The following is a 12,163-nucleotide window of genomic DNA, read 5'->3' as shown; positions in this document are numbered from 1 at the left end:
TCCCGGTCCTCCGCGGCATCCGCCCCTGCGCGTCACGCGGCCTCCACTCCCCCGGCGGGCCGGGGCGGCAGGCCGGGGCGATGGAGGCGTACGTCACACCGGAAGGGAAACCGAGACGATCCTCACGCGCGGGGCGGGGCGGCCTTCCCGCTCTCCGGGCGGTCCCGGGGCTGGACGAATGCCCGTGACCGGTGCGCCGACCCGGCACAGCTTCCGGTCCGCGAGGGCTGCCGAGGGGATATCTGCAGATCAGGAGGGACGGGCCCCGCTCGGCGGAGTGCCGTGGAGGAACCGCTCCGGGCCCCGGGAGCGTCCACTTCGCGGGCAAAGGATTGGACACGTGGGCCGGGGTGAGACGCATGATGGAAACGCTGGCCAGTAATGCACAGGCAAAAGGAGTCGCTGTGAAGGTAGGAATCGTCGGAGCCACCGGTCAGGTCGGCACGGTCATGCTGAGGATCCTCGCCGAGCGCGACTTCCCGGTGGAGACGCTGCGTCTGTTCGCCTCGGCCCGTTCGGCCGGATCGACGATCGCCTACAAGGACAAGACGGTGACCGTGGAGGACGCCTCCACCGCCGACTACTCCGGCCTCGACATCGTGCTGTTCTCCGCGGGCGGCGCCACGTCCAGGGCCCTCGCCGAGAAGGTCGCCTCCCAGGGCGCGGTCGTGATCGACAACTCCTCGGCCTGGCGCAAGGACCCCGAGGTTCCGCTGGTCGTCTCCGAGGTCAACCCGCACGCCGTCGCGGACCGGCCCAAGGGGATCATCGCCAACCCGAACTGCACGACGATGGCCGCGATGCCCGTGCTGAAGCCCCTCCACGAGGAGGCGGGCCTGGAGGCCCTCGTCGTCGCCACCTACCAGGCCGTCTCCGGCTCCGGTCTCTCCGGTGTCGCCGAGCTGCACGGCCAGGCGCAGAAGGTCGTCGCCGACGCGGACCGGCTGACCCACGACGGTTCGGCGGTCGACTTCCCGGAGCCGCAGGTCTACGAGCGGCCCATCGCGTTCAACGTCCTCCCGCTGGCCGGTTCGATCGTCGACGACGGCCTGAACGAGACGGACGAGGAGCAGAAGCTCCGCAACGAGTCCCGCAAGATCCTGGAGATCCCGGGCCTCAAGGTCTCCGGCACCTGCGTCCGCGTCCCGGTCTTCTCGGGCCACTCGCTCCAGGTCAACGCCCGTTTCGCGCGTCCGCTGACCGTGGAGCGCGCGACGGAGCTGCTGGCCGGGGCCCCGGGCGTGGTCCTCTCGGACATCCCGACCCCCCTCCAGGCCGCCGGCCAGGACCCGTCCTTCGTCGGCCGCATCCGCGCCGACGAGACCGTGGAGCACGGCCTCGCCCTCTTTGTCTCCAGCGACAACCTCCGCAAGGGCGCGGCCCTGAACGCGGTCCAGATCGCGGAGCTGGTCGCGGCGGAACTCAGCTGACCGCTGCCGCGGCCGAACAGGACAGGAACGAGCCGAGGCCGACCGGGCTGCGCCTGGTCGGCCTCGGCTCGTGGGCCCGGCGGCCGTGCGTCCCCGCGGCGGCGCCGTGGACGGGTGCCGCCCGTCGGGAGCGGAGCGCGCGGTTCCCCGCGCCCCTTGCGGGGCCCGACGGGACGGTCAGGCCGTGCCCTGGGCCTTCGAGGCGTCCGCGAGCTTCTCGGTGACGTCCACCGTGTCCCCGGCGGCCGGCGCCTCGACATCGGCCTCGGTGCCGAAGTCACTGAATTTGAGCGTGGTGGTGCTGGTGACCTTCTGGCTCTTCTGGCCGTCCTCGGCCTTGGGCCGCAGCGTGAGCCGGATGGTCTCCTGCCGCAGCCTGCCCTGCTCGTCGAGCCACATGTCGAGCGGCAGCGTCGAGGTGCCCAGTTGCTCCCGCAGCTGCTCCGCCTTGGCCGCATCACCCTCGGCCAGCGCCTTCACGTCGACCTTGACGCGGTAGTGCGTGGTGCGCGCCCCGTCGATCGTCTCCGTCCCGACCTTGGTGACGTCGCGGTCGTTGACACCCTTGGTGTACGCGAAGGACTCGGCAGGGTCGCTGACCTGTCCGCCCGAACCGCTCAGCCGGGCCGGGTCGATCTTCATCCAGGTCTTGTTCCGGGGCAGTTCGAGCTGCTTGCGCTGTGCGGCGGGCGGCTTCTGGTAGACGATGCCGTCCAGGACGCGCTGCTCGATCTCCTGACCCTGTGCGGTCAGCGTCATACGGCTGTCGCCGTCCTCGAGGTCCATCACACCCGCGCCGCGTACCGTCACGGACTCGCCGGTCGTGGCCGCCTTGGTGGTGAGGGTCATCTTCGCCGTGTCCGCCGCCGCGGTCTTGCGGTGGGCGGCCCGTACGACCTGGGACTCGGACGCCTTGTCCGCTCCGTCCCTCGGCTGGGCCTTCTTCGTGTCGTCGCCGTCGGAGCAGGCCGCCAGGCCCGCGCTGAGCACCAGCGCCGTGGCGACCCCTAACACACGCTTTCCCGCCATTGGGATGTTTCCCCTCAACTCGTGTCATAGCTGGGCTACTTGACCCGAACCGGGTTCCCCATCCTTCCCGTACCACTCCTCCCGGCCTTCGCTTCCGGCCACTGCCCGGCCCGTCAGGGGCGGCGCACCTCGTAGAGGAAGCAGCCGTACTCGACGGCCCTGACGTGCACCAGGGACACCTCGGGGTCGGCGAAGGCCTCCGTGAGCGCCGCGTCCAGTGCCTCGTCGGCCGGCTCCGGGATCTCCAGGAGGCTCCCGCCGAGGATGCGGCCGTCGGCCGAGTAGCGGCGCAGGACGCGCCGGACACCGGGCCGGGCGAAGGGGTACCGTCCGTCGCCCGCGGGCCCGGCGCACTCCTCGGCGTGCACGAAGACCGGCCCCTGCTCGTCGTACGCGCCGGGCTCGGCCCCCGTGGCGGCGGCCCAGCGCCGCAGCGGGGCGTACGAGACGAGGGCGACGCGCTCGCCGGGCCGGCCGGGCCGCAGACAGCAGCGCAGCGGGCTCCCGCCCTCCTCGTCCACGAACGGAGCACGGGGGTGCCCCGCGTCGTCGGTCTCACGGAGTTCCTTCAGTGCGCCCGGTTCGACGGGTCGCGCGGTGTACGTCGTCATGCGAGCCAGAATCCCGCTCCCGCACGCCTCCCACCGGCGGGAAACGGACATCGCGTTGCCCACGGCTCCCGTGGAAGGATGGCGCGACTGACACATATCGAGGAGATGACCGCGTGCCTGGCACAAACCTGACCCGCGAAGAGGCGCAGCAGCGGGCGCAGCTGCTCACCGTTGACTCGTACGAGATCGATCTCGACCTCTCCGGCGCGCAGGAGGGCGGCACCTACCGGTCCGTGACCACGGTGCGCTTCGACTCGGCCGAGACCGGCGTCGAGTCCTTCATCGACCTGGTGGCTCCGGCCGTCCACGAAGTCGTCCTCAACGGTGACGCTCTCGACCCCGCCGAGGTCTTCAAGGACTCACGGATCGCGCTCCCGGGGATCCTGGACGGGCGGAACGTCCTGCGGGTCGTGGCCGACTGCGCGTACACGAACACCGGTGAGGGGCTGCACCGCTTCGTCGACCCGGTCGACCAGCAGGCCTACCTCTACACCCAGTTCGAGGTCCCGGACGCCCGCCGCGTCTTCGCGAGTTTCGAACAGCCCGACCTGAAGGCCACCTTCCGGTTCACGGTGAAGGCGCCGACCGGCTGGACCGTCATCTCCAACTCGCCGACGCCGGAGCCCAAGGACGACATCTGGGAGTTCGAGCCGACGCCCCGGATCTCGACGTACATCACGGCGCTCATCGTCGGCCCGTACCACTCGGTGCACAGCGTGTACGAGAAGGACGGGCAGAGTGTCCCGCTGGGCATCTACTGCCGGCCCTCGCTCGCCGAGTTCCTCGACTCGGACGCGATCTTCGAGGTCACGCGGCAGGGCTTCGAGTGGTTCCAGGAGAAGTTCGACTACACGTACCCGTTCAAGAAGTACGACCAGCTGTTCGTGCCGGAGTTCAACGCGGGCGCGATGGAGAACGCGGGCGCGGTGACGATCCGCGACCAGTACGTCTTCCGCTCGAAGGTGACGGACGCGGCGTACGAGGTCCGGGCCGAGACCATCCTGCACGAGCTGGCCCACATGTGGTTCGGCGACCTCGTGACGATGGAGTGGTGGAACGACCTCTGGCTGAACGAGTCGTTCGCCACCTACACCTCCATCGCCTGCCAGGCGTACGCGCCCGGTTCGCGCTGGCCGCACTCCTGGACCACCTTCGCCAACTCCATGAAGACGTGGGCGTACCGGCAGGACCAGCTGCCGTCCACCCACCCGATCATGGCGGAGATCAACGACCTCGACGACGTGCTCGTCAACTTCGACGGCATCACGTACGCCAAGGGCGCGAGCGTCCTGAAGCAGCTCGTCGCCTACGTCGGCCAGGACGAGTTCTTCCGGGGCGTACAGGCGTACTTCAAGGCGCACGCGTACGGCAACACGCGCCTGTCCGACCTGCTCGGCGCGCTGGAGGAGACCAGCGGGCGCGACCTGAGCACCTGGTCGCAGAAGTGGCTGCAGACGGCGGGCATCAACATCCTGCGCCCGGAGATCGAGACGGACGCGAACGGTGTCATCACCGCCTTCGCGATCCGCCAGGAGGCTCCCGCCCTGCCCGCCGGCGCGAAGGGCGAGCCGACACTGCGTCCGCACCGCATCGCGGTCGGCCTGTACGACCTGGACGACGCCAGCGGCAAGCTCGTACGCGACGAGCGGCTGGAGCTGGACGTGGACGGCGAACTGACCGCCGTGCCCGAGCTGGTGGGCAGGCGGCGCGCGGCCGTGATCCTGCTCAACGACGACGACCTCAGTTACGCGAAGGTCCGCCTCGACGAGCAGTCCCTCGCCTTCGTCACCGAGCACCTCGGCGACTTCGAGGCCTCCCTCCCCCGCGCCCTGTGCTGGGCCTCGGCCTGGGACATGACGCGGGACGGGGAACTCGCGACCCGCGACTACCTGTCCCTGGTGCTCTCCGGCATCGGCAAGGAGTCGGACATCGGCGTCGTGCAGTCCCTGCACCGGCAGGTGAAGCTGGCCGTCGAGCTGTACGCCGACCCGACGGCCCGCGAGGCGCTGCTGACCCGCTGGACGGACGCCACGCTGGCCCACCTGCGGTCCGCCGAGGCCGGCAGCGACCACCAACTGGCCTGGGCGCGCGCCTTCGCGGCGACGGCCCGTACGCCGGAGCAGCTGGACCTCCTGGAGGGCCTGCTGGACGGCCGGGCAACCATCGAGGGCCTGGCCGTCGACACCGAGCTGCGCTGGGCGTTCGTACAGCGGCTCGCGGCCGTGGGCCGTTTCGACGACGCCGAGATCGCGGGCGAGTACGAGCGGGACAGGACCGCCGCCGGCGAGCGCCACGCGGCGACCGCGCGGGCGGCCCGCCCGACCGAGGAGGCGAAGGCCGAGGCCTGGGCCTCGGTCGTCGAGTCCGACAAGCTCCCGAACGCCCTGCAGGAGGCCGTGATCGGCGGTTTCGTGGAGACGGGCCAGCGCGAGCTGCTCGCCCCCTACACGGACAGGTACTTCGCGGCGGTCAAGGACGTCTGGGACTCGCGTTCGCACGAGATGGCCCAGCAGATCGCGGTCGGTCTCTACCCGTCGATCCAGGTGTCCGCCGAGACCCTGGCGAAGACGGACGAGTGGCTGGCCTCGGCCGAGCCGAGCCCGGCGCTGCGGCGGCTGATCTCGGAGTCCCGCTCCGGCGTGGAGCGCGCGCTGAAGGCCCAGGCGGCGGACGCGGCAGCGGCCGCGGCCGAGTAGGCCGTACAGGCCGTACGCGAGAGGGGCGCCCGGTGCCTTGCCGGGCGCCCCTCTCACGTACCGAGGAGCTGCCGGGCGAGCTGGAGCATCGTGCGGGTGTGCAGGGCCGTCTGCCGGTGCACGGGTACCCAGCGGGTGTCGAAGGTGGCACGCAGCTCGCGGCTCCACTCGCGCACGAGGAGGTCGAGGGCCTCGGGCGGTTCGTCCAGGGCGCTGCGCATCATGGCGGCGGCGCGCAGCGGGATGCGGCGGGCGGCGATGCCCAGGGACGCGGAGTTGCCGACGGTGGTGGCGAGTTCGGCGTCGCCGAGGCCGTGGGCGTCATGGTTGTTCCAGGTGTCCACCACTCCGGGGCCGATGTCCATGAGCTCGCGCGCGGCGGTGTGGAACGGCAGACGGCGTTCGTCCCCGGGGGGCCGGTCGGCCAGCTCGCCGAGGACCTTCTCCAGCTGTTTGGCGCGGCTCAGCAGGATCTCGGCGGCCCGGGAGATCTCCAGCTGGGGCCGCGCGACCGGGCTCGGGTCGCTGACGGCGGCCACACTCCACAGAGGTGCCTCCACGACGGCCGACACCGTCCCGTGCCGCATCGCGTACATCCAGGTCGACCGGGAGACGTAGCCGGACGGGTCGCGTTCCTCGGCGGGGCTGCCGTCGGGCAGGACGAGGACGCCCGGACTGTCGACGAACCAGCCCATGCCGTCGAACGGCCGGTACTCCAGCGGGATACCGAGCTCCGCCGCCACGGAGCGGAAGGCACGCGGCGCCCCGGGCACGGGACGGGTCAACTGCAGGAACGATCCGCCTACTTCGACACCGTGCAGGGAGAACTGGACCACGGGCCGCAGCTCGTCGATGAGCCGGATCAGCGCCCGGGACTCGGGCATCGAGTCGTGCGGGTCGCTCTCCACGGGCGGGAACTCCGGCTGGCTGATGAACGCCGGCCGGTAGAAGCCGCGGTAGTAGCCGTCCAGGGTCGGCGTCCGGGTCGCCGTCGACGCCGCTGCCGGAAGCCCGACGAACCTGCGCTCACCGAGGGTCGTGCCGTCCGGGTCCAGACAGAGCAGGAAGTGCCAGGTGCAGCCGAGTTCCTCCAGGACGCGCGGGTCGCCCAGGAAGTCCTCGGCGAGGCTCAGGGAGGAGGCGCCGCCGACCGGTTCGTTGGCGTGGGCACCGGCCACGGTGAGCACGTGCCGGTCCCCGCGGCCCGCGGACAGGAGCCACAGCGGCCGGCCGGCCCGCGAGGCGCCCACCGCGCGCAGACGCACGACGTCCGGCCGCGCCCGGGCCATCGCCCGCGCCCCGCGCGCCACCTCGTCGACGGTGGGATACGGGTTTCCCCGGCCGGCACCCTTGACCCTCACGCCAACTCCTTACCTTTGTACGGACGTTGAGCGTTTCGACGGGTGGTCCGGGGTCCGGGGGCCACGCCCCGTCAAGGCTCGATGTGCCGGGTCGGGGTGTCAAGGGGCCCTTGTGGCGGCCGCGACACCAGGTCAGCCAGGGGAATATGCCACCGGTGACCGTCCGCGGCGGCGCCCACCGGATCATCCACTGCGGACCTCCCGGCGACCGCCGCCCCGACCGCCGCGACCGCACCGGGCCCCGAACGGACCTGCCCGCGCCGGGCGTTGCCGCCCCGGCCGGACCACGGAGACGCGGCGCGCAGGAGTTCTCCACCTCGTCGGGGAGGGCACGGCACGGCACGGGCCCAGGGGCCCAGGGGCAGGCTTCGCGCCCCTGGGCCCCTGCCGTTCTCCGCGGGTCGCCCGGGCGGGACCGGGTCGAGCCTGCGCCCGCCCGCCCGACCGCACCCCGCCCCGCCCCGTCCCATCCCGTCACGGCCGTCGAACCGGCCCCGCGGGCTACCGGCGCGCAGCCGCCGTGACCGCCACCGGGGTCTCCTCGCGCACCGGGCCCTCCAGGACCGCTCCTCGTTTCGGGGCGGCCGGGCCGGTGCGCGGCCCGAGCTGGCCGAGGACCGTGGCGGCGAAGGCCAGGCCCATGCCTGCCAGCTGGACCCCTCCCAGCGCCTGGCCGAGCGCCGCCCAGCCGATGACGGCCGCCGTCAGCGGGGAGAGCGGTCCGAGGAAGGTGACCTGCGTGGCGGTGAGCCGGCCGATGCCACGGAACCAGAGCCAGTACGCGACCGCCGTGTTGACCAGGGCCAGATAGACGTATCCGCCGACGGCCCGCCCGTCGAGCGCGGGCGGCGCACCCTCCACGAGCAGCGCGAGCGGGGCGATCAGCAGCCCGCCGGCCGTCAGTTGCCAGCCGGTGAGCGCGAGCGGGCCCACGCCCTCGGGCCGGCCCCACCTCTTCGTCAGGACCGTGCCGGTGGCCATCGACGCGGTCGAGGCGAGAGCGGCCAGCAGACCCACGGCATCCAGCGAGCCGGCCGCCTCCAGGACGACCAGGCTCACACCGAGGGCCGCGGCGATACCGGTGAGGACCGTGCGCGAGGTCGGACGTTCGCCGAGCAGGACCGCCGCGAGACCCGCGACGAAGAGCGGCCCGACGGAGCCGACGACCGACGCCATGCCGCCGGGCAGGCGGTAGGCGGAGAGGAAGAGGAGCGGGAAGAAGGCACCGATGTTCAGCGCGCCCAGGACCGCCGCCTTCCACCACCACACGCCGTGCGGCAGCCTGCGGGCGAGGGCGAGCAGGACGAGCCCGGCGGGCAGCGCGCGCATCAGGCCCGTGAACAGGGGCCGGTCCGACGGGAGGAACTCCGTGGTGACGAAGTAGGTGCTGCCCCAGGAGATGGGGGCGAGAGCGGTGAGGGCGATGGTGACGGAGGTCGCGGCCGCACGGGTTTCGGCGGAGGCGGAGGTGGCGGCGAAGCGTTTCATGACCGGCTCCCGGGCGGGCGGAGGATTAATGACTCGGCAATAAGTAACTTACTCCTAAGCTACTTTCTGTCAAGCTTCTTTCTTGCCGCCAAGCGGTGCGGTGCGGATACTCGCTCCATGAGCTCCAGCAAGCCACCCGGGGACCCCGTGGACGCGATCATCGACCAGTGGGCCGTCGTCCGGCCCGACCTGGACACGGCCGCGATGGAGGTCTTCGGCCGCGTCTTCCGGCTCTCGCGGGCGATGGGCGACCGGATGGAGAAGTCGTACGCCCGGCTCGGGATCTCGCGGGGCGAGTTCGACGCGCTCGCCACGCTGCGGCGGTCCGGGGCCCCGTTCACCCTCTCGCCCCGCCAGCTCTCGGCGTCGGTGATGCTGACCACCGGCGGCATGACCGGGCGGCTCGACAAACTGGAGCGGGCCGGCCTCGTCCGCCGCTCCCCCGACCCCCACGACCGCCGGGCCCTCCAGGTGACGCTCACGGACAAGGGGCTGACGCTGGTCGACGAGGCGGTCGGGGCCGGGCTCGCCGTCCAGACGGAGGCACTGTCCGCCCTCGACGACGAACAGGCCGGCCAACTGGCCGACCTGCTGCGTCAGTTGCTGTCGGGGACGGGCGAGTCGGACCACCGGTAGTCGGCGGGGCCCGAGGGGCGGTCAGCTCCCGCCGGCCGCCCTGAGGCCCTGACAGTCCCGACAGTCCCGTCGACCGGTCGGCGCCGGCCGGCGACCCCGGTCAGCTCCTCCCGAGGGCCCCGGCCAGCGCCGCCTCCGTCTCCTCGGCGGTCGGCGACTCGGCCGCCCAGGCCACGTACCCGTCCGGCCGCACCAGCAGGGTCGTACGGCGGTCGCTCGCCCAGTGCGCCACGCCCAGCCGGTCCTTGCGGGTGTCACCGCCGAGGCCCTGGCGGGCGTCCGGACCCCGCCCCGCGTCCGCCCCGGCCGGGGTGACGAGGACGAACCTGCCGTCCCGCAGCACCTCGTACAGGCGCCCCTCCCGCAGGGCCAGGTCGGGGACGCGCCCGCCGACCAGGGGGTGGGCGCCGCGCGGGGCCGGATAGGCGAAGCCGATGCCGGTGATCCGGCCGATCATGCGCGTGCGGGCCGGGCGGACATGCCCGAGGAACGTGGTGAGCAGGGCGCGGGCCGCCAGCGTCCAGGGCCGCCTGGCCATCGCGAGCCGCACGATTCCACCGCTGCTGCGCAGGACGGACCTGCCGACGGGGTGGCGCTCGGACTGGTAGGTGTCCAACAGGCCCGCGGGGGCGTGTCCGTCGAGCGTCGCGGCGAGCTTCCAGCTCAGGTTCGCGGCGTCCTGGAGACCGGTGTTCATGCCCTGCCCGCCGGCCGGGGTGTGCACGTGCGCGGCGTCCCCGGCGAGGAACACGCGCCCCACCCGGTACTCCGGCGCCTGTCGCTCGTCGCTGTGGAAGCGGGACATCCAACGGGCGTCGTGCATACCGAAGTCACGGCCGAGGGCGAGCCGGGTGATCTCCTTGACCTCGTCGAGGCCGAGCGGCTCGCCGTCGGCGACATCACGGCCCCGGTGCCAGCCGATCACCCGGTAGTAGCCGTCCCCGAAGGGCGCGAGGAACGCGAACGCGTCCCCGACCGCGTTCACGGTCAGCAGTGTCGCGGGCTCCTCGGCGAGCCTGACGTCGGCGAGGACGACGGAACGGATCACCGACCGCCCGGGGAACGGCAGCCCCACCGCCTCCCGCACGGCGCTGCGCATCCCGTCCGTTCCGACGACGTACGCGGCCCGCAACTCCTCGGCCTCCCCGCCGGGCCCGCGCACGCGGAGGGTCACCCCGTCCTCGTCCTGCGCGAGCCCCGTCACCTCGGTCTCGTAGGCGAACCGCACTCCCGCCTCCAGCGCGCGCCGCTCCAGCGCCCTCTCCACCTCGTACTGCGGCAGTACGAGCAGGTGGTTGAAGCGGGAGGGGAGCGTGGTGAGGTCGATGGTCAGCCGGGCGAAGAGCCGCATCCGGTCGAGGGGCCGGCCCTTGGCCTCCAGCTCGTCGGCGAGACCCCGGGCGTCGAGCTGCTCCAGGGTGCGGGCATGCAGGACGAAGGCGCGGGACAGGTTGCTGATCCCGTGCGGGCGCTTCTCGACGAGGGTGACGGGGATGCCCGCGGTGGCGAGGTCACCGGCCAGCAGCAGCCCGGTGGGGCCGGCGCCGACGACGAGGACCCTGCGGGACGCGGCGCCCGCGCCGGTGGCGGAGCCGGTTTCGACGTCGGTACGGATCTTGCCGTTCATGGCGGCCTCCTGGTGCCCACGGGGTTGCCGGTCAAGGGGTGCCGACCGGCGGCCGGTGACCGACAGCCGGTCACCAACAGGCGTTGGCCAACACTTGTAGGCCAACGCCTGTTGCCACCATAGGGCGACCCTTTCCAGGTCGTCAACACTTGTTGGCATACGGATGTTGGCCTACGCTTGTTGTCATGAACGACGCCGACTCGACCCCGGAGTCCCCCCAGCCCCGCCGCTCCGACGCGACCCGCGCCACCATCCTGGCCGCGGCCCGCGAGCGCTTCGCCGCCGACGGATACGAGCGCGCGACCATCCGCGCCATCGCCCGCGACGCGAAGATCGACCCCTCGATGGTGATGCGCTACTACGGCAACAAGGAGGGCCTCTTCGCGGCGGCCGTCGACGTCGACCTGCGACTGCCCGTGCCGGACAAGGTGGCGAAGGCGGACGTCGGCCGCATCTTCGTGGAGCACTTCATGGATCTGTGGGAGAAGAACGAGGTGCTCACCGCGCTGCTGCGCGTCGGGGTCACCAACGCCGCCGGGGCCGAGCGCATGCAGGGCATCTTCAAGGAGCAGTTGCTGCCGGTCGCGCTGCGCGTGTGCCCCGACCCCGAGCAGGCTCCGGCTCGCGCCGCGCTCGTCGCGTCACAGATGCTGGGCATGGCCCTGACCCGGTTCGTCCTGCGCTTCCCGCCCGCCGTGGACCTGCACCGCGAGGAGATCGTGGCCTGGCTCGCGCCGACCGTCCAGCGCTATGTGACCGCCCCGCACCCCGGCCCGCTCGACTGAGAGCGGAACCCCGGGAACCGGGCGTCCGCCGATGCCGGACGGCCCGCCCGGAACACGTCACACGTCGCCCGGAACACGTCGAGGGCACCGCCCTCACCCACGTACGCGGCCAATGCCGTACGGGGGCGAGGGCGGTGCCCTCGGAAGAAGACTCGAACTCGGAGGAGACCGAGGTCAGGAAGTGGCGCGCACCTGGTCAGGGCCCTGCATCTTGCCCTGTCCCTTGCCTCCCGGCTTGCGCCTGGGCTGCCGGTCGGTCGAGCCGTCGAGCACCCAGACCAGGCCCGCGATCAGCAGGAACAACCCGATCGGCGCCACGACGAAGAGGCCCAGCGTCTCGATGACGCTCAGCTTCTGGGCGGGGTCGTCACCGTCGTCGGGCGTCAGCGCGAGCGCCGGGGACGACATGAGCAGCATCATCAGCGTCGTACCGGCAGCCAGGGCGCCGGCGCGCAGGGCGTTCTTCTTGTCCACGGTGCAAACGTAGCGAACCCCCGATC

10 protein-coding genes are annotated in these 12,163 nt (G+C 72.2%); 4 read left to right on the top strand and 6 right to left on the bottom strand.

From position 1 onward, the window contains the following. Positions 1-404: 404 nt before the first annotated feature. Positions 405-1,430, top strand: coding sequence for an aspartate-semialdehyde dehydrogenase (locus O1Q96_RS07660; RefSeq protein ID WP_269247431.1), 1,026 nt, complete (start codon positions 405-407; stop codon positions 1,428-1,430). A 177-nt stretch (positions 1,431-1,607) separates the two neighbouring features. Here the strand turns inward: O1Q96_RS07660 and O1Q96_RS07655 are convergent, their stop codons facing one another. After that, on the bottom strand, positions 1,608-2,459 hold the full coding sequence (locus O1Q96_RS07655) for an SCO4651 family lipoprotein (RefSeq protein ID WP_269247430.1): 852 nt from the start codon (positions 2,457-2,459) through the stop codon (positions 1,608-1,610). A gap of 113 nt (positions 2,460-2,572) precedes the next feature. Then, positions 2,573-3,070, bottom strand: a complete 498-nt coding sequence (locus tag O1Q96_RS07650) for a DUF1203 domain-containing protein (RefSeq protein WP_269247429.1) — start codon at positions 3,068-3,070, stop codon at positions 2,573-2,575. Between the two features lie 113 nt (positions 3,071-3,183). On the opposite strand from O1Q96_RS07650, the gene pepN reads away from it, so the two are divergent. Then, a complete protein-coding gene (gene pepN, locus O1Q96_RS07645; RefSeq protein WP_269247428.1) occupies positions 3,184-5,766 on the top strand; it encodes an aminopeptidase N in 2,583 nt (860 codons plus the stop codon). A gap of 53 nt (positions 5,767-5,819) precedes the next feature. Here the strand turns inward: pepN and O1Q96_RS07640 are convergent, their stop codons facing one another. Together O1Q96_RS07640 and O1Q96_RS07635 are read right to left on the bottom strand one after the other, a co-directional pair. After that, positions 5,820-7,127: a M14 family zinc carboxypeptidase gene (locus O1Q96_RS07640; protein ID WP_269247427.1), complete on the bottom strand. Its 1,308-nt coding sequence runs from the start codon at positions 7,125-7,127 to the stop codon at positions 5,820-5,822. A gap of 501 nt (positions 7,128-7,628) precedes the next feature. Then, complete coding sequence (locus tag O1Q96_RS07635) at positions 7,629-8,615, bottom strand: EamA family transporter (RefSeq protein WP_269247426.1); 987 nt, start codon at positions 8,613-8,615, stop codon at positions 7,629-7,631. A gap of 117 nt (positions 8,616-8,732) precedes the next feature. On the opposite strand from O1Q96_RS07635, the gene O1Q96_RS07630 reads away from it, so the two are divergent. Further along, positions 8,733-9,251: a MarR family winged helix-turn-helix transcriptional regulator gene (locus tag O1Q96_RS07630; RefSeq protein ID WP_269247425.1), complete on the top strand. Its 519-nt coding sequence runs from the start codon at positions 8,733-8,735 to the stop codon at positions 9,249-9,251. Between the two features lie 100 nt (positions 9,252-9,351). Here the strand turns inward: O1Q96_RS07630 and O1Q96_RS07625 are convergent, their stop codons facing one another. Further along, positions 9,352-10,878 carry an FAD-dependent monooxygenase gene (locus O1Q96_RS07625; RefSeq protein ID WP_269247424.1) on the bottom strand — a complete coding sequence of 509 codons (1,527 nt, stop codon included), beginning with the start codon at positions 10,876-10,878 and terminating at the stop codon, positions 9,352-9,354. A gap of 185 nt (positions 10,879-11,063) precedes the next feature. Between O1Q96_RS07625 and O1Q96_RS07620 the strand changes: the two genes are divergently transcribed. Then, a complete protein-coding gene (locus tag O1Q96_RS07620; RefSeq protein ID WP_269247423.1) occupies positions 11,064-11,663 on the top strand; it encodes a TetR/AcrR family transcriptional regulator in 600 nt (199 codons plus the stop codon). A 174-nt stretch (positions 11,664-11,837) separates the two neighbouring features. On the opposite strand, the gene O1Q96_RS07615 is transcribed toward O1Q96_RS07620, so the two are convergent. Next, positions 11,838-12,137, bottom strand: a complete 300-nt coding sequence (locus O1Q96_RS07615) for a hypothetical protein (RefSeq protein ID WP_269247422.1) — start codon at positions 12,135-12,137, stop codon at positions 11,838-11,840. Positions 12,138-12,163: the final 26 nt, after the last annotated feature.

This window comes from Streptomyces aurantiacus (genome assembly GCF_027107535.1).
Taxonomy (GTDB): Bacteria; Actinomycetota; Actinomycetes; order Streptomycetales; family Streptomycetaceae; genus Streptomyces.
This window is presented reverse-complemented; position numbering and strand designations above follow the sequence as displayed.

Excerpts from the sequence above, each read along its gene's own strand:
- O1Q96_RS07655 (WP_269247430.1), bottom strand. The coding sequence starts at position 2,459 with ATGGCGGGAAAGCGTGTGTTAGGGGTCGCCACGGCGCTGGTGCTCAGC.
- O1Q96_RS07650 (WP_269247429.1), bottom strand. The coding sequence starts at position 3,070 with ATGACGACGTACACCGCGCGACCCGTCGAACCGGGCGCACTGAAGGAA.
- O1Q96_RS07635 (WP_269247426.1), bottom strand. The coding sequence starts at position 8,615 with ATGAAACGCTTCGCCGCCACCTCCGCCTCCGCCGAAACCCGTGCGGCC.
- O1Q96_RS07630 (WP_269247425.1), top strand. The coding sequence starts at position 8,733 with ATGAGCTCCAGCAAGCCACCCGGGGACCCCGTGGACGCGATCATCGAC.
- O1Q96_RS07625 (WP_269247424.1), bottom strand. The coding sequence starts at position 10,878 with ATGAACGGCAAGATCCGTACCGACGTCGAAACCGGCTCCGCCACCGGC.
- O1Q96_RS07620 (WP_269247423.1), top strand. The coding sequence starts at position 11,064 with ATGAACGACGCCGACTCGACCCCGGAGTCCCCCCAGCCCCGCCGCTCC.